This is a genomic window from Ralstonia pickettii (assembly GCF_001699815.1).
Classification (GTDB): domain Bacteria; phylum Pseudomonadota; class Gammaproteobacteria; order Burkholderiales; family Burkholderiaceae; genus Ralstonia; species Ralstonia thomasii.
Genome location: NZ_MCGB01000087.1, coordinates 105,869 through 124,245 on the forward strand (window position 1 = coordinate 105,869; position 18,377 = coordinate 124,245).

The window sequence follows — 18,377 nt, forward strand, 5'->3', positions numbered from 1 at the left end:
CATGGGCGCAGCAATGGCACCAACGGCAGCAACCTCCAATCCGGCCATCGAGCTGATCAACGTCAGTCGCCGTTTCCTGACACCGGACGGCAAATCGATGACGGCGATCCGGGATTTCACGATGACCGTCGAGCGCGGCGAGTTCGTTGCCGTTGTCGGCCCGACCGGCTGCGGCAAGTCCACCACGCTCAACCTCATCACCGGCCTGGCAAAACCCTCCGCGGGCGAGGTGCGGCTGTTCGGCAACCCGATCGACGGCATCGACAGCCGCATCGGCTTCGCCTTCCAGACCGATGCGCTCTTTCCGTGGCGCAGCGTGATCGACAACGTCGTCGCAGGCCCGCTGTTCCGCGGCGTTGCGCGCGATGAGGCCTACGCCAGCGCGCGCCAATGGCTGGCGCGCGTCAATCTGTCCGGGCACGAAAGCAAGTTCCCGCACCAGCTCTCGGGCGGCATGCGCAAGCGTGTTTCGCTGGCGCAGACCTTCATCAACGGTCCGCAGATCCTGCTGATGGATGAGCCATTCTCGGCGCTCGACGTACAAACCCGTGTGCTGATGCACGACGAGCTGCTGCGCTTGTGGTCGCAATCGAAGGCGTCGGTGGTGTTCGTCACGCACGATCTGGAAGAGGCCATCACGCTGGCCGACAAGGTCTACGTACTGACCTCCGGCCCGGCAACCGTCAAATCGGTTTACACGATCGATATCCCGCGCCCCCGCGTGGCGAGCGAGATCCGGTACGACCAGCAGTTCATCGATATCTCGCGCACGATCTGGAGCGATCTGCGCGAAGAAGTGCAGCGCGGGGCCTCGCAAGAGGAAGCGCGCGTGGCAAAGGAGGCCGCGTGAACAATCAAGCCACCCTCAAACCCCCGGTCGGCGTCTCCGTTCCATCGGCGGCAGAGATTGAAGCCGCCGCCGCGCGCAGTGCAAAGCGTCGCCGGCAGACCGTCTACTTCTGGCGCTACTTCATTCTCATCGTCTTTCTGGGCGGGTGGGAAGTGCTGGTCCGGATGAAGCTGATCGATGAGTTCTTCTTCTCCAAGCCGTCGGAGATCGTCGCGCGCCTCTACACCTGGTTGACCGAAGGCACGTCCGACGGCCCGCTGTGGTACCACCTGTGGGTGACCATGGAGGAGTCCATGCTGGGCTTCATCACGGGGGCGGTCGCCGGCATCATCGCGGGCATCGCGCTGGGACGAAATCGGATGCTGTCCGATGTCTTCTCGGTCTACATCAAGGTGATCAACTCAGTGCCACGCGTGGTGCTGGCGCCAATCTTCATCATGATCTTCGGCTTGGGCCTGACCTCCAAGGTGGCACTGTCGTTCGTGATGGTGTTCTTCGTAGTGTTCGCCAACGCATTCCAGGGCGTGCGTGAGGCCGACCGCAACCTGCTGGCCAATGCGCAGATCCTGGGTGCGCGCGGCTGGCAACTGACGCGCTCGGTGGTCATCCCGTCGGCTATGAGCTGGATCTTCGCCTCGCTGCACGTCAGCTTCGGCTTTGCCATCGTGGGTGCCATCGTCGGCGAGTTCGTGGGCGCGCGATACGGCATCGGCCTGCTGATCAACATCGCCAAGGGCTCGTTCGATGCAGCCGGGATGTATGCGGCGATCGTCATCATCATGGTGGTGGCGCTCGCGGCCGAATACCTGATGACGCTGGTAGAAATGCGCCTGGCCAAATGGCGTCCGGCACCGCTGCAGGACACGCACTGAGTCGGCACGGGTTCGCTGGAAACCGGCGAACCCTTTCCCTCTCGTTCCCGGTCGGTGCCCCACCCGAACACTTCATCATGATGACCCACAAGACAAGCGCCCAGGCATTGGCCAAGCGGGTACCAAAATGCGCCATCGCCGCCGTGGCACTCGTTGCCGCATCGGTTGTGCAAGCCCAGGTTCCGGCAGCGTTTCCCGTCAAGAGTTACGCCCAGGAACTCGTTGACCGCACCGTCGCACAGCATCCCGACCTCCGGGCCGTCGTGATGCACGTGACCCCGCCCAACGCGGCGGACAACGTCATCATTGCCTCTAACATCGGCCGCATCGGCAAGGCCGCCGATGCCGATGATCTCGACGTGATCGCCACCGGCAAGAACCGCATAGCCATGGACCAGGGCAACAAGCGCATCGAGATCGAACTGCCGCTGCACGACGTGGGCGGGCAGACCATCGGCAGCCTGGGCCTGGTCTGGCGGTATCCGGTCGGCGGCAACCACGCGGAGTTCGAGCGCATCGCCGGCGTTATCCGCGATGCGCTGTCTCGACGCATCCTCAGCCTGCCGAACCTGATGGACCCCTACCCGTTCGCGCCGCTGGTGACCACGAAATCCAGGGCGCAGACGCTGGTGGAGGAAGCCCTCCAGCGCCACCCGGAAGTGACGGTGCTGGCCCTGCGTGCAAAGGTGCAGCCCAAAGGCGAGCTTGTCCTGCTGGGCTCTACCTTCGGGCGCCATGGCAAGAAAGCCGATGCAGACGACTTGAAGGTGCTCGACACCACCGCTCCCATCACCGGCGTGTATTCCAACGGCAAGCGCTTCGGCGTCGACCTCCCGATCCGCAACCGCAGCGGCATCGCCGTCGGGACACTCAACGTCGGTTACGCCTTTGGCAGCGGTCAGGACACGAAAACCCTCACAACCCATGCCCTTGCGCTGCGCGACGAACTGCAGACGCGCATTGCGGCAACACCGGCGCTAGAGGAGATCGACCCGTGATGCTCAAGCTCAGGAAGGCGTTCGCCCCGCTGCTGGCGGCCACGCTGCTGACCGGTGCGGCCTGCGCGACCGCTGCTGTGCCCGCACAACCGGGCACCGGCACCACGGCGCTGTCCAGCATCGGCAGCCGGGAGATGGGCCCGCTGATGGACGCGTGGCTGCAGGCATTGCACCAGCGGCAGCCCGGCTTCAACCGGGGCCCGCGCTGGCAGCATGTGGGCGATGCCGCGGCAATCGGCGCGCTGATGTTTGAACTCGCGGACGTCGCCCCGATGACGCGCCCGCCGCTACCGGCCGAGCTCGCGCCCTACGCGCACCAGTTCGCCGGCGACATGATGAAGACGCCGATGCTCGTGCAGGTGGCCCAACGCAACGGCAAACCCGTCTACCTGGCGTTCAACAAGCGGCCCGACGCGCCGCTGCCACCGGCGGTGAAGGATTTCGCTACGTTTGCGTTGAGCCCCGAGGGGCAGCAGATCGCCGCACACCAGCCCGGCTTTGCACCGTTGCCCGCCAACCAGATCGCGCAAGAACTGCCCAGGCTCGATGGCTATCGCGCCACGCTCGACCCCGCGCTGCCCCGCTACGTTGCGGGTGCGCCGGTCAAGGGCGAGATCCGCAGCGTCGGCAGCGACGGCATGAAATCGTTGATGGAGCGCTGGATGCACGACTTTCACGCGCTGCAGCCCGGCGTTCGCAAAGGTGACCGCTGGGAGCACCTCGGCACACTGAACGGCTTCCATGCGCTGATGGCCGGCGAAACCGATCTGGCCCCCATGGGGCGCGAACTCTGGCCCGACGAGGCGGCATCGTTCGCCCAACTGAATGCCGGGCGCGAACCCTTCGAGATCCGCGTCGCGCGGGGTGGGTTCGACACCCAGCAGCGCACCACGGCGCAGGCGGTGTTCGTCAATGCGGTCAACCCGATCGAGCGGCTCACGCTGCAGCAGCTGGCCGCGATTTTCGGCCAATCGCCCACCATCACGCGCTGGGGCCAGCTCGGCCTGACGGGCGAATGGGCCGATCGCCCGATCACGCTCGACGTACCGCCCCTCGTCACGCCAAACGCCATGTCGATGCAGATCATGGCGCTCAAGGGTGGCGCGTGGAGCAACACCGTGCACGAGGCGTCCGTGGTCGACACCGCAAAAACCATCGCGGCCGACACGGGAGCAATGGGCTTCGGCGGTTTCGAAGACGGCGGGCCGGGGGTGAAGCCCGTTCCGATAGCCCGGGACGCCGACAGCCCCGCCATCAACGGAACGCACGAGACTGCATCGAATGGCCGCTACCCGCTGACGCGCTACATGTACGTCCGGCTGCGACGCAACCCGGGCGAGCCGGTGCCTGCGGCGATCAAGGAGTTCCTGCGCTACGTGCTCAGTCGCCAAGGTCAGGAGCCCATCCTGTACTCCGGCTACTACCCCCTGACCGCGCAAGAGGTGAAGGAAGAGCTTGCCAAGCTCGAATAGGCTGGAAGGCGAAAACGAACCGGCATAGAACGACAACACGAGAGGAGATAACCGCCATGCACCGATCCATCACGCTAGCCGCCACGGCGCTGGCTGCCGCCGCATCGCTGGCGATGCTGGCGCCGGCCCACGCGCAGGCACAGCCGAGCGCGACGCCCATGCTGATGTGGGTCACGCCGACGACCCCGACGAACACGCCGCAGACCGAAGCACAGGCCAAGGCCGGCGTGGAGCACGGCCGAGACCTGCCGGCGCCGGAAGTCCTGCAGCCCACGCTGGATACGCAGCTCCCGCCCTATCAGCCGCGGCGCGACATCAAGATCAGCGGCACCTTCAAGGGCGCGGCGTCCGACGTGCTGGTGGTCCTCGCTCAGAAGTGGATGGAGAAGTTCAAGGCCTACTACCCAGACGTCAATCTGTCGATCTCGCCGCCGTATGCGGGCAGCCTGGGGGCCATCGAGCTGATCAAGGGCGACCTGGATTTCGTCTTCGTCTCGCGCGAGTTGAAGCCCGATGACATCAGCAAGTTCAAGGCCAAGTTCGGCTACGACCCGTTGAGCGTGCCAATCTCGGGCGGTTCGTACCGGCACTTCGGCGCACTCGACACCGTCGCCTTCTTCGTCAACAAGGACAATCCGATCGAGCAGATCACCTTCCAGCAGCTCGACCAGATGTACTCGTCCACGCATGCCCGTGGGGGTGCCGCCATTACCAAGTGGGGCGACCTGGGCCTGACCGGCGAGTGGGCCGACAAGCCGATCAACCTGTACGGCATCCGCCCCTGGAACGGCTTTGAGGAGTTCGTGCGCCAGCGGGTGCTGAGCGCGGACGGCAAGCGCGGCGAATGGCGCGATGGCATCAAGTTCGAGAAGCTCGTGTTCCCGATGGCCAAGGACGTCGCTACCGACCGGTACGCCATTGGGTATTCGGGCATGGCCTACATGGATGCGCCCGTCAAGCTCGTGCCACTGGTCGAGAAGGCTGGCGACACACCGCAGGCCCCGACTTATGAGAACGTTGCCCTGGCCACGTATCCGTTGAGCCGCCTGACCTACTTCAACACCAACAAGACCCCGGGCAAGCCGCTGCCCCCGGCACTGGAGGAGTTCCTGAAGTTCGTACTCAGCCGCGAGGGGCAGCAGGTGGTACTCGACCATGCACGCTATGTGCCGCTACGAGCATCGCAGGCGAGCACCGCGCGCGCATTGGTGGAGGGCCGCGCCAACTGACAACGCCACGGACCTGCTGACACAGGCCGATGCCCGCGACGGCATCGGTCGGGCAGTACCAACACGCACCAGGCCGACATGACAGGCCGGGCAACAATAAAGGTGGAGACAATATGAAACTGGCCAAGACAACCCTGGCCCTGGCGATCCTGTTGGCGATCCCGCAAATGCGGGCGCTGGCTGCAGATGCACAAACGCCGAGTGCGCGGGACAGCCAGGTCGATCGCAAGGGCGGGGTGCAATCCTATGCGCAGTATCTCGTCGACAGTTACGCACGACGGCATGCGGAACTGGTCGGCATCGAGTTGCACGCCGCACTGCCAGGCGGGCAGAGCACGATCGTGGCTTCGAGAACGCCCGCACTTGTGGGCACCCCCTCCAGCCCGGAAGACGTGGCCGTGTTCCGCACTGGACGGGCAATGGTCGAGATCAACCGCAAGGGCGACCAAAACGTCGAGGTGACCCTGCCGCTGTTCGACATCGCCCGGCGGCCCATTGGCATTGCGGAGCTGACCTTCCCTTATGTGCCCGGTACCGATGAAGACGCCCTGCTGCATCAGGCCGCGCAATACCGCAATGACCTTAGCCGCCGCATTCTCGATCCGGAGAGCCTGACGGCGCCGATGCAGCTCGACGAACGCATCCCCACCGAGTCCTATGCGCAGTTCCTGATCGACGACGCGCTTGAGCAGTATCCCGGCGTGGAGGTTCTGGCGCTGCACGCGCGTACGGCGAAGGTTGCGGGCTATCCCATCATCGCGTCCAACATTGGCCGATACGGCAAAGCAGCAGAGCCCGGTGATCTGGACGTCATTGAAAGCGGAACACCCCACGGGGCCGTCGATGCACGTGGCGCCCGCTATGAATGGAAGGTGCCGGTCAAGGACGCGGTGGGCACCACGATCGGTGTCCTGGCTGTGGTGTTTCCGTATTCCTCCCGCACGGATCCGGAGGCGTTACGCACGCAGGCCGAGCGCATCGCCGACCGTTTGCGCAGCCGCATTTCGATCGCGTCCGGGCTGGATGCGCCGTACGCGGCCGCGGGCGTGGCGCCGCGCAGCGACGCCATCAAGGAATACAACAAGCCCGAGCTGGCCAACGAACAAAGCCTGCCGATGACCAAGGAGGTGTCTTCCGGCCACGCACTGAGCCAGACGCAGGAAGGCTATACGGAGGCGATCAAGAACGTGGCCGGCGTGGTGTCCACCAACTCGGCGGGCAGCGCCAATGATGCCTTCGCCATTCGCGGCATCAAGCTCAACCTGTTCTCTAATTACCGCCTGGACGGCGGCCTGCCGATCACAGGCGTCATCACCAACCCGATCGAGAACAAGGAGCGCGTTGAAACGCTCAAGGGCGCCAACGCGCTGATGTTCGGGATCGCCAGCCCGGCCGGCATCATCAACTTCGTCACCAAGCGCGCGGGCGAGCAAGATGTCACCACGTTCGGCCTGGCGGGCAACACGTTCGGGCAGTACGGCGGCAGCGTCGACATTGGTCGGCGCTACGGCCCACAGAAGCAGCTTGGCGTGCGGCTGAACGCCTCAGCCACGCACTACGAGAACGGCGTCCACGATCTGGGCGGCAACGGCGAATTCGTCAGCCTCGGCCTGGATCTGAAGGCCACCTCGCGGCTCACCTTCCAGAGCGACTTCGAGTACTACCGCCGCGAGGTACCTGAGCAGGCCGGCATCTCGCTCAAGCCAGCCGTCAATGGCGTCATACCGATCACGCGCGTGCCGGACCCGCGCAACCTGCTCTCTGGCCGGTGGGACTTGTACACCCCTGAAACCTTCAACTGGCAGGGCCGCGCCGACTACCAGATCAGCGACGACTGGAAGGTCTTCACCCAACTCGGCTATTCGGGCTCGCACCGCCACCGCACCACCGTGCGCATCTCCGGCTACGATCTGAACACCGGCGCCAACGGCCTGGTGAACGTGCAGCCGGTCACCAACGAATATCGCAATACCTTCATCCGCACCGAAGTGCTGGGCCATTTTGCGACCGGGCCCATCACGCACGATCTCACCCTGGGCGTCTCGCGCACGTCGCGCTATTCGCTGGCCGCCGACGTGCAGAACATGACGCTGCCACAGCGCCAGAACATCTTCGACCCGATCGTCCTGAACCCACCGGTCTACACCAAGCCCGGGGTGACCAGCCCGTCGCAGACGAGCACCGACGCAGCGGTGTACGCCTATGACACGATCGCACTCACCAAGCGCCTGAAGCTGCTGGTGGGGGCGCGGCAGGTGCTCGACACGGAGGAATCCGGCTCCGTCACGTCGCAGAACCATGTGTTCTCGCCGGCGTATGGGGTGCTGTTCGACGTGCTGCCCACCACCACGCTGTTCGCCAGCTACATGCAGGGGCTCGAAGCTGGCGGCACAGCGCCCGCGAATGCTGCAAACGCGAACGTGATCCTGGCACCGGCCATCTCGAAGCAGAAGGAATTCGGCATCCGCGATTCGTTCTTTAAGGGGCTGTCGGTTAGTGCGTCGTATTTCGAGATCACGCGCGGTAATGCGGTGACCGACCCGGTCACCAACATTTTTGGCTACAGCGGCGACCTGTCTTACAAGGGTGTCGAGGCCACGGCAACCTATGAGATCAACCGCGCCTGGCGCATCCACGCTGCGGTGCTGCGTCTGAAAGCTCGACAGGAGGCCCCGAACCAGCCCCTGATCAACGGCATGACACCGGAGAACACACCGGACTGGACCGGCAACCTTGGCGTGTCGTACAGCCCTGCTGCGGTGCCTGGGCTGACGTTGCGCGGCGGCGTTGCATTGATCTCCAAGCGGCCCGTCAACGCGCAGGACCAGGGCTATATCCCGGGCTACAGCCTCTACAACATCGGTGCCAGCTACACCACCCGCATTCAGGGGCGCCGCACCACATTCCAGCTCGCGATCGACAACCTCGCCAACAAGCGTTACTGGAACTCCGTGACGACCGGCACCTACGGCATCGGCATGGACCGCACCATCAAGTTCAACGTCAAGTTCGACATGTAATCGGGGCCCCGTGGCAGACGTGCGCACGTTTCACGTTTGCCAGAGCCAATCCTGAACGAACTTTCAGGTCACATTCATCCTGCATTCGGGTGCGGCACCTAAGGTAGAGACGATCACGCCCAACCGAGCGTCGACACCCAAACTAGGAGACATCCATGACAAGGACAGCCACCCTGGCCGTCAGTATCGCAGCCGCAATCTGCGCGCTGAGTGCCGTACCCGCCCATGCACTGAAGTACGCAGCGCCGGAGCATTCGCTGAAGGCCGACCCGTCGATTCCGAAATGGAATCCGGGCCCGGTCGAGAGCAAACCCGAAGAGGAGCTGAATATCGTCGGCGCCGACATCATGGACGAGATGGTGATGGAGTGGACCAAGATCTATCGCAAGCAGTATCCGCGCCTGTCGCTCACGATGGACCTGCGTGCTTCCGGAGCCGGCGCACCAGGCCTGGTTTCGGGCAAGGGAGACCTTGCGCCAGTCGGCCGCGAAATGTTTCCGGCCGAGCGCAAGGCCTTCGTCGACAAGTTCGGCTATGAGCCGCTCGAGATCAAAGTCGCCACGGGCAGCGTCGGCTCGCTGGGCAAGACCGCGGCCAGCATCATCCTCGTCGACAAGGACAACCCGATCGATTGCCTGAGCCTGCCGCAACTCGATGCCATCTACTCGAAGACGCGCAAGCTCGGCTACAAGGAAGTCAATACCTGGGGCGACCTCGGCGCTACGGGGGATTGGGCTTCACGCCCGATTCATCTCTACGGCCTGAAGCCCGTCAACGGCATCGAGCAGTACTTCAAAGAAGTCGCGATGCACGGCGGCGAATACAAGGACAACATCCAGTTCGTCAAAGGCAAGGGCTTCACGCACGCGTTCACCGTCGCGGCTGAGGATATGGCCACGCACCCGGGGGGCCTGACCTACGCGCTGATGGCAAACGTCACGCCCAACGTGAAGGTCCTGAAGCTCTCTTCCACGCAAGGCGGCACCTGCTATGCGCCGACGGTGGAGAGCGTCTATGCGCACAAGTATCCGTTCAGCCGCTACGTCTACATCTACGTCAACAAGGCCCCCGGCAAGCCGCTTGAACCGAAGGTCAAGGAGTTCCTCAAGCTCGTGCTGAGCGAGGAAGGCCAGCAGGCGGTGGCCAACGAACGCGTCTTCATTCCGCTTCAGCCGGAAGTGGTGAAGGAGGAATTGAAGAAGCTCGACTAAGAAGACACGACCGTATTCGCCCGGCGCAGCCGTTAACCACAACGGATGCGCCGCGAGCGCACGGACGGGGTGGAAGACAACCCCATGCATGCAGTCCCCGTCCGGAAGAGGAACCGCCAAGTGGGATGCATCATCGCTGTGGTGCGACTTTCGCGGTCTCCGCAACCGCGGCTGCAAGCAATGCCCGCGAGCGTGCCGAAGAACTGCGGCAGCTGTCTGCGCCGGACTGATTTCATGCAATCGGCGCCGCCGGCGCGCCCCCCAGGGCAGGGTCAAAGGAGCTGGTATCCGACTCCGCGCACGGTCTTGAAAAGCGGCTTGCCCGGTACTTCGAGCTTGGCACGCAGCCGGCTCATGTAGACATCCAGCAGATTGGTATCAACGTCGTAGTGCGCCGACCAGATCTTTTCTGAGATCAGCGTGCGAGGCAGGATCCGCCCCTGGTTCTGCATGAAGACTTCGAGCAGCGCGTACTCCCGGCTGGTCAGGTCGACCGCCTTGCCGTTGAGGGTAACGGTATGGCTGAGCAGATCAAGGCAGATGCCGGCATGTTCGAGCACCACCTGCTTGACGGCGGCATGGCGGCGGACCAGCGATCGCACGCGCGCAAGCAGTTCTTCCAGACTGAATGGCTTGGCGAGGTAATCGTCGGCACCGATATCCAGCCCTTTCACGCGGTCCTGTACGCCATCACGTGCGCTCAGGATCAGCACCGGCTCTTGGAACCCGCCCTTGCGCCAAGTACGGAGCAGATCAAGACCATCGCCGTCCGGCAACCCCAGATCGAGGATCACGACATCGTAAGCAGACTCAACGATGGCATCGGTCGCGGCTGCGCAGGTCCGGGCCAGCGTGACGGTGTATGAGCACTCCGTCAGCCCCTGCTGAAGGAACCGGCCTAACCGATCTTGATCTTCAACAATCAGTGCCTTCATACACATCCTCGGCTAGTTCCATCTGGCATTTCGCGCACCACAAGCGGACGCAGCGCCTCAACTCCAGATGATGCTTGCTTATCAGCTGATTGCAATCAGGACTGGTACGTAGAGAACGATTTCCCACGACGATTCCGACGACACCAAACACGCGCAGGGCACGAAAACTGCCCATCCATGCGTGACATAAGTCTGCAGGAAGAAACTTGCGCACCAGAATTCGACATACCGTCACTCGCATGCGTCCCAGATGTGGCCCTGCTCAATGAAACGGAATCTCGAAAATCCACTTGATCGTCCAGCGGTCCGTAGCACGCGTCAGGCCGCGGCCGATGCCGAGGTTGAAAACGAACGGTTTGCGATCCACGTCGAATACAAGGAAGACGGTGTGCTGCTGCTCGCGCAACGGCGCAAGATGGTTAATGCGTCCCAAGCCCGCGTAGTACTCCAGCCCGGTGCGCACACCGGGCGCCACCGTACGGGCAACCTTGAAGGCCGGCACCGCTTCGGGAACACCGCTGCGATCTGGCCCGCTCAGGTTCCAATCGAGTACGGGGTTGAGTCCCACAAACATTGTTCGTTCTGATAACCGTAGATGGGGCGTAACTCCCCCGCCTGCTGAGACTGTTCGAGCCGGGATGCGACGTGGGCCAGCTCAACGTTGATACCAGCGAAGCGGCCAACGCCGTCCTCCGTCCGCACTGGCATCCACTTCATGCGCACCTTGGGGCCGGTGACGTAGAAGGTGCTGTCCCGCGTGAGTGCGGTCGGAACGTACAGCCCAAGCTCGATTGACGGCGTCAAGCCATAGGAGAACTCGGCGGTCGCGCGCCAGCCATGCGGCGTCGTGACCTCGCCCTGATACGACCGTTCCCCGATACCGCTGGGGGTGGTGTTGAGGTGCAACTCCAAGCCCAATTCGCCCGGCGCATTGATGTCGCCGGTGTAGACCTGGATTTCATCGGGGAGTACGGCATGGGCCGACCCAGCGGACAAGCCAAGCACGGCAGCAAGCCCGGCGGCACGCACAGCGCGCGATAACGGCATCGATCACTTCCTCGCAGTGTTCGCGGAGCGCAGCACGCATCAGCGCAGGGTCTTGAGCGCTTCGTCAACGAATGCGTTGGTATAGGTCCGGTCGATCTTCACCGATCCGTAGCTCGGGTTGGCTGCCGCCAGGGTGCGCCATTCCTTCTCGGCACCGTCTTCCGGCATGCGTCCATCGTTGGCGAACATCGGAATCTCTTGCTTGAGCACCGTCAGATAGGCGGCACGATCCTTCCCGCTGATCTCCTTCGGGATGACCGCCAGGATCTCTTCAGGCGTATGGGTGTTGATGTAGCGCAGCGTACGAACAAATGCCCGCGCCAGATGGCGAGCGATTTCCGGATGCGCCTGCACGCGCGCGCTCGACATGTACACCGTGCTCGACGGGAACAGCGCGCCCAGATTCCGGCGCGTGCCGTCAACCGTGGTCAGGTCGGCAAACACGGTGGCAACGCCTTTCGACTCATAGGCATCTCCGTCGGGGGTAGGGGCGACAACGAACTCTGCCCGCCCGTCGCGCAGCGCTTCGATGTTCCTCTCCTTCCCGTCCGTCCCGAGACGCGTGTAATCGCCGATGCCGTGTCCGCCTGCCAGCACCAGTGCGTTGGCCAGCGTGCTCTTCGACGAGCCAGCCCCGCCGGCAATAAAGCGCGCGCCCTTGAGGTCGGCTACGCTGCGGTACTTCTCTTTTGCTTGGTTGGCCACCAGCACCTTGGCGCCAGGCGTGACACCCAGCGTGACCACCGCCTCGGTAGCGATGCCGCGCGACTGGTTGACCACGTTGTGGTGGTAGTACGCCATCACGGCGTCAACGCGGCCATCGTTAAGCATCTCGGCGGTCGATACGTCGTCACGGATGTTCATGACGGTCACGGTGGTCCGTCCATCGTTCAGATAGCCGAGGCGTTCGGCCAGAACCATGGGGAAATTGCGGATCGCCTTGATCTCGTCAACCAGCAGGACAATGCGCTCCGGCACAGCAACGGCATCAGAAAAAGCCGGCTCGGCAGCCAGCGCGCGGCCCGCAAGCAGGCCAAGGAACGTCAGGGCAACGATTCTGGTTTTCATTGGAGAATCCTCAACAGCGCGTTATTCATGGCTCACGGCGAGACGATCGGCGACCACCACCTGCAACTCCGTACGCACGTCTTTCTTGCCGTCGCTGATCGCCTTCCATTCCGGGTTGGCCTTCAGCCGCGCGCGCACTTTCGCGACGACCGCCTCACGCGCGCTCAACGCGGCTTCGTCCTTGTATTGCAGCACCACCATCGCGTTCCACGGGCGTCCGGCCGGGAACCGGCTCGTATAGAGCGAATACCCCTGCAGCACGCCCTCTTCCATCCATCCCTTGAACTGCGGAATGACATAGCCGTCTGCGTACTTCTCATAGTCGGGCTCCGACACCAGCGTCTTGTAGGGGATGACCACGTACACCGCATGCGCAGACTTGCCATCCAACGATGCCAGCCGCTTCATATCGACCGGTGTTGTGTGGATCGAGGTCGTGACCGTCGCCGCCTCCTTCGGAAGGCCCGCTGGTCGTGTCCGCTCGATGTCTCGCCAGCGATACAGGTCGTCCGGTGTAGCGAATGTCAGCACGGCCAAGGCATCCCAGTTGTCCGAATCGGCGTAGCGATTGAAGAGCAGGTTGTACTGCTTGATCCGTCCGTCCCGCTTCCAGCGCGCAAGCTCGAGCGCGGTCGACCGCTCCATCGCCCGACGAAGCGCCGGCCGGTTCGCGGGAGTGGTCTGGTAGGTGATGATCAGTGACTGCGCCTCGCTGGCGGCAGGCTCCGCCGCACCGGAAACGCCGGCATGAAGTGCCCCCATCAGCGCGGCGACAGCTCCGACGGTGCGCGCGATTGCTCGAATCGAGTTGAGTGCCATGAGTATTCCGTCAGGACGACATCGTAAGAAAACAAGAAACTGCGGCCCGCGTGGTGCGGGCATCCCCGAGGCGGTCAGATGTCCAGCACAAGAAGCTCGCCCTTGGCGCGCGAGCAGCACGGCGTGAAGTGCCCGCTCCTCTGCCGCTGCGCGTCCGTGAGCACGCAATCGAGATGTTCCACCTCTCCGGCAATCACCCGCGTGACACACGTGCCGCAGACGCCCGCCTCGCAAGAGGTCGGAATCTTCACGCCGTGCTCGGCCAGTAACGCGGTGACCGTCATGTGCTGGGGCACCCGGTAGACCTTGCCGGTGCTGGCGAGCTGCACATCAAAGGCATGCGTGGTGGAGGGCTTGCCCAGAATGGGCCCGAAGCGTTCGCAGTGCAGTTGCCGCTCCGGCCAGCCACGTTGCCGTGCGGCGGTCAGTACCGCATGGACGAAACCCGACGGTCCGCACACATACACGTGCGTACCGGCCGGCTGCCTGTCGAGCACCTGTTCGACATTGATCCGGGGCAGCGGACCAGCATCGCTGAAGTAATACGTCACCCGGCGTGCAAACGGTGCCTGCGCAAGCCGCTGCAGAAAGGCTGCCCGGGGCCGCGAGCGCGCGCAGTAGTGCATTTCGAACTCCGCCGCGCGGCGCGACAGCCGCTCCGCCATGCTCACGATGGGCGTGATACCGATGCCACCCGCAAGCAGCAGCGAATGCGGCGCGGACTCGTCCAGCGCAAAGCGGTTGCTGGGCTTGCCGATCTCCAGCAAGTCCCCTTCGCGAATGTGCTCGTGCATCGCAATCGATCCGCCGCGCGAAGGATCGGTCCGCAGTACTGCAATCACATAACGGTGCTGCTCCTGCGGGTCATTGCACAGCGAGTACTGGCGCACCATACCGTTGCTCAAGTGCACATCGATATGCGCACCTGCAGTGAACTGCGGCAGCTTTTTCCCGGCCGGTGCACCAGCTCGAATGCGCAGACGGCATCCGCTTCCTTCATCTTCTTCGCAACACGCACCACCAGGCGTGAGCGGTTCGACGTACTGCGCCGCATCCGACGCAGGGTGTTGCAGATACCGGTGTAAGCCAGCACGGGCACGCAAAGCGCACCGAACATGAGGAGCAATTTACCGAACACGCCGCCGACCAGGCCGGTGTGCCACGACAGCAGCCAAAAGTAGAGCTTGTGCCCCAGACTGCTTTGCGCGTAAGGAACGTACTTCAGCACCTTCCCCGTATACGCATCCAGGTACAGCATCGTGCGTGCGTTTGCGTGCGGCGCATCGCGGTCGATCAGGTACATCTCGACCGGCGCACGCGGCTTTTCCGGAATGTGCATCAGCGCATCGCGCGGCTGGGGCGAAAGCGACAGCGCTGTCTGCCAGAACCGCTCAAGCGGCAGGTGCGTTGCGCCGGTCGCGGGCACCTCCGACTTTGGCGGCTTGGCGGGTGTAGGTGAACCAACGAGCGTGTACAGACCATGCGCATACCAGTCGAACGCCTGCGGCAGGCCGCTCAGCACCATCGACAGCAGGATCAGACTGCCATAGATGCCCGCCGTCCGATGCAGGCGATATGTCGACACCGCGCGCGTCGTTCCGGATCTGAGCGAGAACGCATCCCGCCAGCCACTGCGCGGCCACCACAACATCGCGCCACCACAGACCAGCAGCACGCCAAACACCATCGCGCTTGTCCCGGTGATGAGGCTGCCGTTCTTCATGAAGCGGAAGCGGTGAATCTTTTCAATGGTGCCGAGCAGACCGCCATAGCGAGCCCGCTCGCCCAGCACAGCGCCGGTACATGGATTGAGGTAGACGAAATGCTGATCAGTGAACCGGACCATCGCAGACGGCATGCGCGGTGCATTGGGCTCGCCAGCAACCAGCCGGACGTAGTCGAGCGTTGCGATGGGCCGCAGCGCGGCTGCATTGGCTGTGAGCGTGTCGACCGGCACGCGGCCCGTGCAGGTCGGCACCGTCAGCAGTTCGCGATTGAACACCGGCTCCAGTTCTGGACGGAATGCGATCGATGCCCCTGTCACGGCCATCAGCAGGATCACGAGCCCAACCGTCAAGCCGGAATAGCGATGCATCTGAAGGAGGCGGGACCGGAAAGCGGGTGTCATGCGCGGCTCGGTTGATGACTGTTCATGCCGCCATTCTTGGTTCACGAACCTGAACGGAAACTGAATCCTGGGAGAAAGTCAGGGTAAGTCCTAAGGGGACTTCAAAACACACGCGATCCGGCCCTAAAGTGGCCACAGGATGTCTGGGATTGGGGTGAGGACCTGTCTGGTTCGCCCACAATGCAGCGAGGGGTCATCAGCGCGTCAAGCCTGCTTGACCTTGGAGCTTCGCATCGTCTCAGTGCCGACCAAGTTATCGGAATCAAACACGACAGGTAGCCTCTTTCGAGCCAGAATCGGATGAGGAGGATGGCTCTCGACTCAGTTCAAACCTCACGATATCCGCCTGCATCGATCATGTTGGTGAGAACGTAGTGACGCTTCAACTGGTCGCGCGCACCCTGTACCTGTTTCGACGGGACATCGATCGCTTGCCGCAGCGGCATCTTCGGACGGAAACCAGACGAAGCACGAGTCAAGATGCTGGCCGCAAAATTCGGTGGACGGCTCTTGGAGCGCGTTCATACATGCTCCCTGCTTCCTGGAGCAAAACCATTCCTTGCAAATCGGCATGGTCATCAATCGCTGCATCTGATCTGCGGCACCCGCCAGAGGGACCTGGACACGATCGTCGCACGGCTAGGATTGACGCACGACTTTGACAGCATCGTCGGCGCCCCCACCGGAAAGCGAGATGCCTTCTTGTCCATCCTCGTGGGAGATCAAATGCTTCCGCATCAAGCGTTAGCCATCGGCGATTCGATGACTGAACTACGGGCAGCACAAGCACTTCGCATCCCGTTCATTGGAATCGCTAGTCCAGATGCGCCGGACACGTTTCCTGCCGAAACGGTCGTCCTACCCAACCTTGCGGCGGCCGACGCTATGTGGAACTGCGGCCGGTAAGTAGCAGAAAATCAGCACGTGTGCCTCGGTGGTGAGCCGTCGACATCGATCCCAGACACATGGTGCCAACAGCGCAAGATCTCCCAATGGTGTGCGCCAGTCTCACGCGCTGGCGATAAAAATAGCCGGTCCAAAAGACCGGCCATCCTGAAGACACTACTTCCAGAACTTCAAAAATTCCACATGAATTCTATATTTTACGAATGAAAACCCTTTTTTAACTATGAGGACTATTTTTTAATCCGATAACGGCGCCAGGATTTGCGTCAGCCCAGATCCACAGGCACAAAAATCTTCGTATCGTCACGCTGCACCAGCAGGGCGACATGCTTGCCGGCGCGGTCCACCAGCGTGCGCAGCTCCTGCACCGACGACACTGGCGTGCCGTTGAGCGACAGGATCACGTCGCCCGGTTGGATGCCGACCTTGGCCGACGGGCCGGTCACGTCCATCACCACCAGGCCGCCGGGCAGGCCGTTCTGGCGCTTCTCTTCCGGTTGCAGCGGCCGCACCGCCAGGCCCAGGCGGCCTTGGTCCGGCGCCGCCTTTTCACTGGACGCCACTTTGGCATCCTTGGCGGCGCCCACGGTCACAGTCAGTGTGGTCGGCTTGCCCTGGCGGATGATCTGCAGCGGCACAGTAGAGCCCGGCTTGATGTCGGCCACCTGTTCGGGCAGATCGCCCGACCGGTCGATACGTGCATCGCCAATCTGCAGGATCACGTCGCCAGGTTGCAGGCCGGCCTTGGCTGCGGGGCCGCCGTCTTCCACCGAGTTCACCAATGCGCCTTCCGGCTTGGGCAGCTTGAAGGAATCGGCAAGCGACTGGTCGACCTCCTGCACCGCAATGCCCAGGCGGCCACGCGTGACCTTGCCGGTGGACACAAGCTGCTGCTCCACCTTCATCGCCACATCGATCGGCACGGCAAACGACAGGCCCTGGTAGCCGCCGGTCTGGCTGTAGATCTGCGAGTTGATGCCGATCACCTCGCCGCGCTGGTTGAACAGCGGGCCGCCCGAGTTGCCGGGGTTCACGGCCACATCGGTCTGGATGAAGGGCACATAGGTGTCGTCCGGCAGCGAGCGCGACTTGGCACTCACGATGCCCGCCGTGACGGTGTTCTCGAAACCGTACGGCGAACCGATGGCCAGCACGGGCTCGCCCACCTTGGTGTTGGCGGGGCTGCCGATCTGCACCACCGGCAGGTTCTTGGCCGAGATGCGCAGCACTGCCACGTCGGATTGCTTATCGACCCCCAGCACCTTGGCCTTGAACTCGCGGCGGTCGGTCAGCTTGACGTTGACCTCCTGCGCGCCATCCACCACGTGGGCGTTGGTGAGGATCAGCCCATCTGCCGAGACGATGAAACCCGAGCCCAGACCGCGCACGATCTGGTCGCCACGCTGCTGCGGCATCTGCGGCATGAACCGCTTGAAGAATTCGGAGAACGGATCATCCGGGCTCATGCCGGGCGGCAGGCCCTGCATGCTGGTGCGCTGGGCATGCGCGGTGGTGCTGATGTTAACCACGGCCGGGCCGTAACGGTCGACGATGCCGGAGAAGTCCATGGGCGCTGCCACGGCCACCGGCGCCACGCCGGAAGCGGGCGCGGTCGTTGCCGTTGCGGTGGCAACGGGTGCCGCCACCGCACGTGAAATCATGTCTTTCTGAAGATAGGCATAGCCGCCTGCAACGGCGACCACAGCGGCCAGGCCAGCCGCACTGCGTGCCAGGGTTTGACGCGTCATTGTCGTGTCCTCTCTTGCTGAGCACGAGGGTCACGGCCTGCGGAGTCGCCGGCCGTGCCCATCGGTTGAAGGCA

General features: G+C 63.2%; 14 protein-coding genes and 1 pseudogene. 8 read left to right on the forward strand and 7 right to left on the reverse strand.

Going from position 1 to position 18,377, the window contains the following annotated elements; genetic code table 11:
* Position 1 precedes the first annotated feature (1 nt).
* From BEK68_RS18725 to BEK68_RS18755, 7 genes are all read left to right on the forward strand, one after another.
* The gene (locus tag BEK68_RS18725; RefSeq protein WP_027693600.1) at positions 2–850 is read left to right on the forward strand and encodes an ABC transporter ATP-binding protein; all 849 of its coding nucleotides are present in this window, start codon (positions 2–4) and stop codon (positions 848–850) included.
* Positions 847–1,722, forward strand: a complete 876-nt coding sequence (locus BEK68_RS18730; RefSeq protein WP_004632687.1) for an ABC transporter permease — start codon at positions 847–849, stop codon at positions 1,720–1,722. Before BEK68_RS18725 ends, BEK68_RS18730 begins: the two co-directional genes overlap by 4 nt.
* 77 nt (positions 1,723–1,799) lie before the next feature.
* Positions 1,800–2,720 carry a hypothetical protein gene (locus BEK68_RS18735; RefSeq protein ID WP_024542324.1) on the forward strand — a complete coding sequence of 307 codons (921 nt, stop codon included), beginning with the start codon at positions 1,800–1,802 and terminating at the stop codon, positions 2,718–2,720.
* Positions 2,720–4,192, forward strand: coding sequence for a PstS family phosphate ABC transporter substrate-binding protein (locus tag BEK68_RS18740; RefSeq protein WP_024542323.1), 1,473 nt, complete (start codon positions 2,720–2,722; stop codon positions 4,190–4,192). The genes BEK68_RS18735 and BEK68_RS18740 overlap by 1 nt, the downstream gene beginning before the upstream one ends.
* Positions 4,193–4,248: 56 nt before the next feature.
* A complete protein-coding gene (locus BEK68_RS18745) occupies positions 4,249–5,421 on the forward strand; it encodes a PstS family phosphate ABC transporter substrate-binding protein (protein WP_024542322.1) in 1,173 nt (390 codons plus the stop codon).
* Positions 5,422–5,534: 113 nt separating this feature from the next.
* Positions 5,535–8,441 (forward strand): TonB-dependent receptor, encoded by a 2,907-nt coding sequence (locus BEK68_RS18750; RefSeq protein WP_024542321.1) that lies wholly within the window; start codon positions 5,535–5,537, stop codon positions 8,439–8,441.
* 155 nt (positions 8,442–8,596) lie between these two features.
* Positions 8,597–9,652, forward strand: coding sequence for a PstS family phosphate ABC transporter substrate-binding protein (locus tag BEK68_RS18755; RefSeq protein WP_024542320.1), 1,056 nt, complete (start codon positions 8,597–8,599; stop codon positions 9,650–9,652).
* A 272-nt stretch (positions 9,653–9,924) separates the two neighbouring features.
* Here BEK68_RS18755 and BEK68_RS18760 read toward each other — a convergent pair whose 3' ends face one another.
* The 6 genes and pseudogenes from BEK68_RS18760 to BEK68_RS25965 all read right to left on the reverse strand — a co-directional run bounded on the left by BEK68_RS18760 (position 9,925) and on the right by BEK68_RS25965 (position 15,616).
* A complete protein-coding gene (locus BEK68_RS18760) occupies positions 9,925–10,587 on the reverse strand; it encodes a winged helix-turn-helix domain-containing protein (RefSeq protein WP_004632676.1) in 663 nt (220 codons plus the stop codon).
* 262 nt (positions 10,588–10,849) lie between these two features.
* Positions 10,850–11,634: pseudogene (locus BEK68_RS18765) on the reverse strand (hypothetical protein).
* A 39-nt stretch (positions 11,635–11,673) separates the two neighbouring features.
* Positions 11,674–12,702, reverse strand: a complete 1,029-nt coding sequence (locus BEK68_RS18770) for an ABC transporter substrate-binding protein (protein WP_024542319.1) — start codon at positions 12,700–12,702, stop codon at positions 11,674–11,676.
* Positions 12,703–12,723: 21 nt separating this feature from the next.
* Positions 12,724–13,521, reverse strand: coding sequence for a hypothetical protein (locus BEK68_RS18775; protein ID WP_024542318.1), 798 nt, complete (start codon positions 13,519–13,521; stop codon positions 12,724–12,726).
* A 74-nt stretch (positions 13,522–13,595) separates the two neighbouring features.
* Entirely contained in the window at positions 13,596–14,426 is an 831-nt protein-coding gene (locus tag BEK68_RS25960) for a PDR/VanB family oxidoreductase (protein WP_349289606.1), read from the reverse strand.
* Complete coding sequence (locus tag BEK68_RS25965; RefSeq protein ID WP_349289607.1) at positions 14,423–15,616, reverse strand: PepSY-associated TM helix domain-containing protein; 1,194 nt, start codon at positions 15,614–15,616, stop codon at positions 14,423–14,425. Before BEK68_RS25965 ends, BEK68_RS25960 begins: the two co-directional genes overlap by 4 nt.
* A gap of 513 nt (positions 15,617–16,129) precedes the next feature.
* Between BEK68_RS25965 and BEK68_RS18785 the strand changes: the two genes are divergently transcribed.
* Positions 16,130–16,555, forward strand: a complete 426-nt coding sequence (locus BEK68_RS18785; RefSeq protein WP_024542316.1) for an HAD family hydrolase — start codon at positions 16,130–16,132, stop codon at positions 16,553–16,555.
* A gap of 266 nt (positions 16,556–16,821) precedes the next feature.
* On the opposite strand, the gene BEK68_RS18790 is transcribed toward BEK68_RS18785, so the two are convergent.
* Positions 16,822–18,303, reverse strand: coding sequence for a DegQ family serine endoprotease (locus BEK68_RS18790; protein WP_004632664.1), 1,482 nt, complete (start codon positions 18,301–18,303; stop codon positions 16,822–16,824).
* Positions 18,304–18,377 lie beyond the last annotated feature (74 nt).

Excerpts from the sequence above, each read along its gene's own strand:
- BEK68_RS18725 (WP_027693600.1), top strand. The coding sequence starts at position 2 with ATGGGCGCAGCAATGGCACCAACGGCAGCAACCTCCAATCCGGCCATC.
- BEK68_RS18735 (WP_024542324.1), top strand. The coding sequence starts at position 1,800 with ATGATGACCCACAAGACAAGCGCCCAGGCATTGGCCAAGCGGGTACCA.
- BEK68_RS18740 (WP_024542323.1), top strand. The coding sequence starts at position 2,720 with ATGCTCAAGCTCAGGAAGGCGTTCGCCCCGCTGCTGGCGGCCACGCTG.
- BEK68_RS18745 (WP_024542322.1), top strand. The coding sequence starts at position 4,249 with ATGCACCGATCCATCACGCTAGCCGCCACGGCGCTGGCTGCCGCCGCA.
- BEK68_RS18750 (WP_024542321.1), top strand. The coding sequence starts at position 5,535 with ATGAAACTGGCCAAGACAACCCTGGCCCTGGCGATCCTGTTGGCGATC.
- BEK68_RS18755 (WP_024542320.1), top strand. The coding sequence starts at position 8,597 with ATGACAAGGACAGCCACCCTGGCCGTCAGTATCGCAGCCGCAATCTGC.
- BEK68_RS18760 (WP_004632676.1), bottom strand. The coding sequence starts at position 10,587 with ATGAAGGCACTGATTGTTGAAGATCAAGATCGGTTAGGCCGGTTCCTT.
- BEK68_RS18770 (WP_024542319.1), bottom strand. The coding sequence starts at position 12,702 with ATGAAAACCAGAATCGTTGCCCTGACGTTCCTTGGCCTGCTTGCGGGC.
- BEK68_RS18775 (WP_024542318.1), bottom strand. The coding sequence starts at position 13,521 with ATGGCACTCAACTCGATTCGAGCAATCGCGCGCACCGTCGGAGCTGTC.
- BEK68_RS25965 (WP_349289607.1), bottom strand. The coding sequence starts at position 15,616 with ATGCATCGCTATTCCGGCTTGACGGTTGGGCTCGTGATCCTGCTGATG.
- BEK68_RS18785 (WP_024542316.1), top strand. The coding sequence starts at position 16,130 with ATGCTGGCCGCAAAATTCGGTGGACGGCTCTTGGAGCGCGTTCATACA.
- BEK68_RS18790 (WP_004632664.1), bottom strand. The coding sequence starts at position 18,303 with ATGACGCGTCAAACCCTGGCACGCAGTGCGGCTGGCCTGGCCGCTGTG.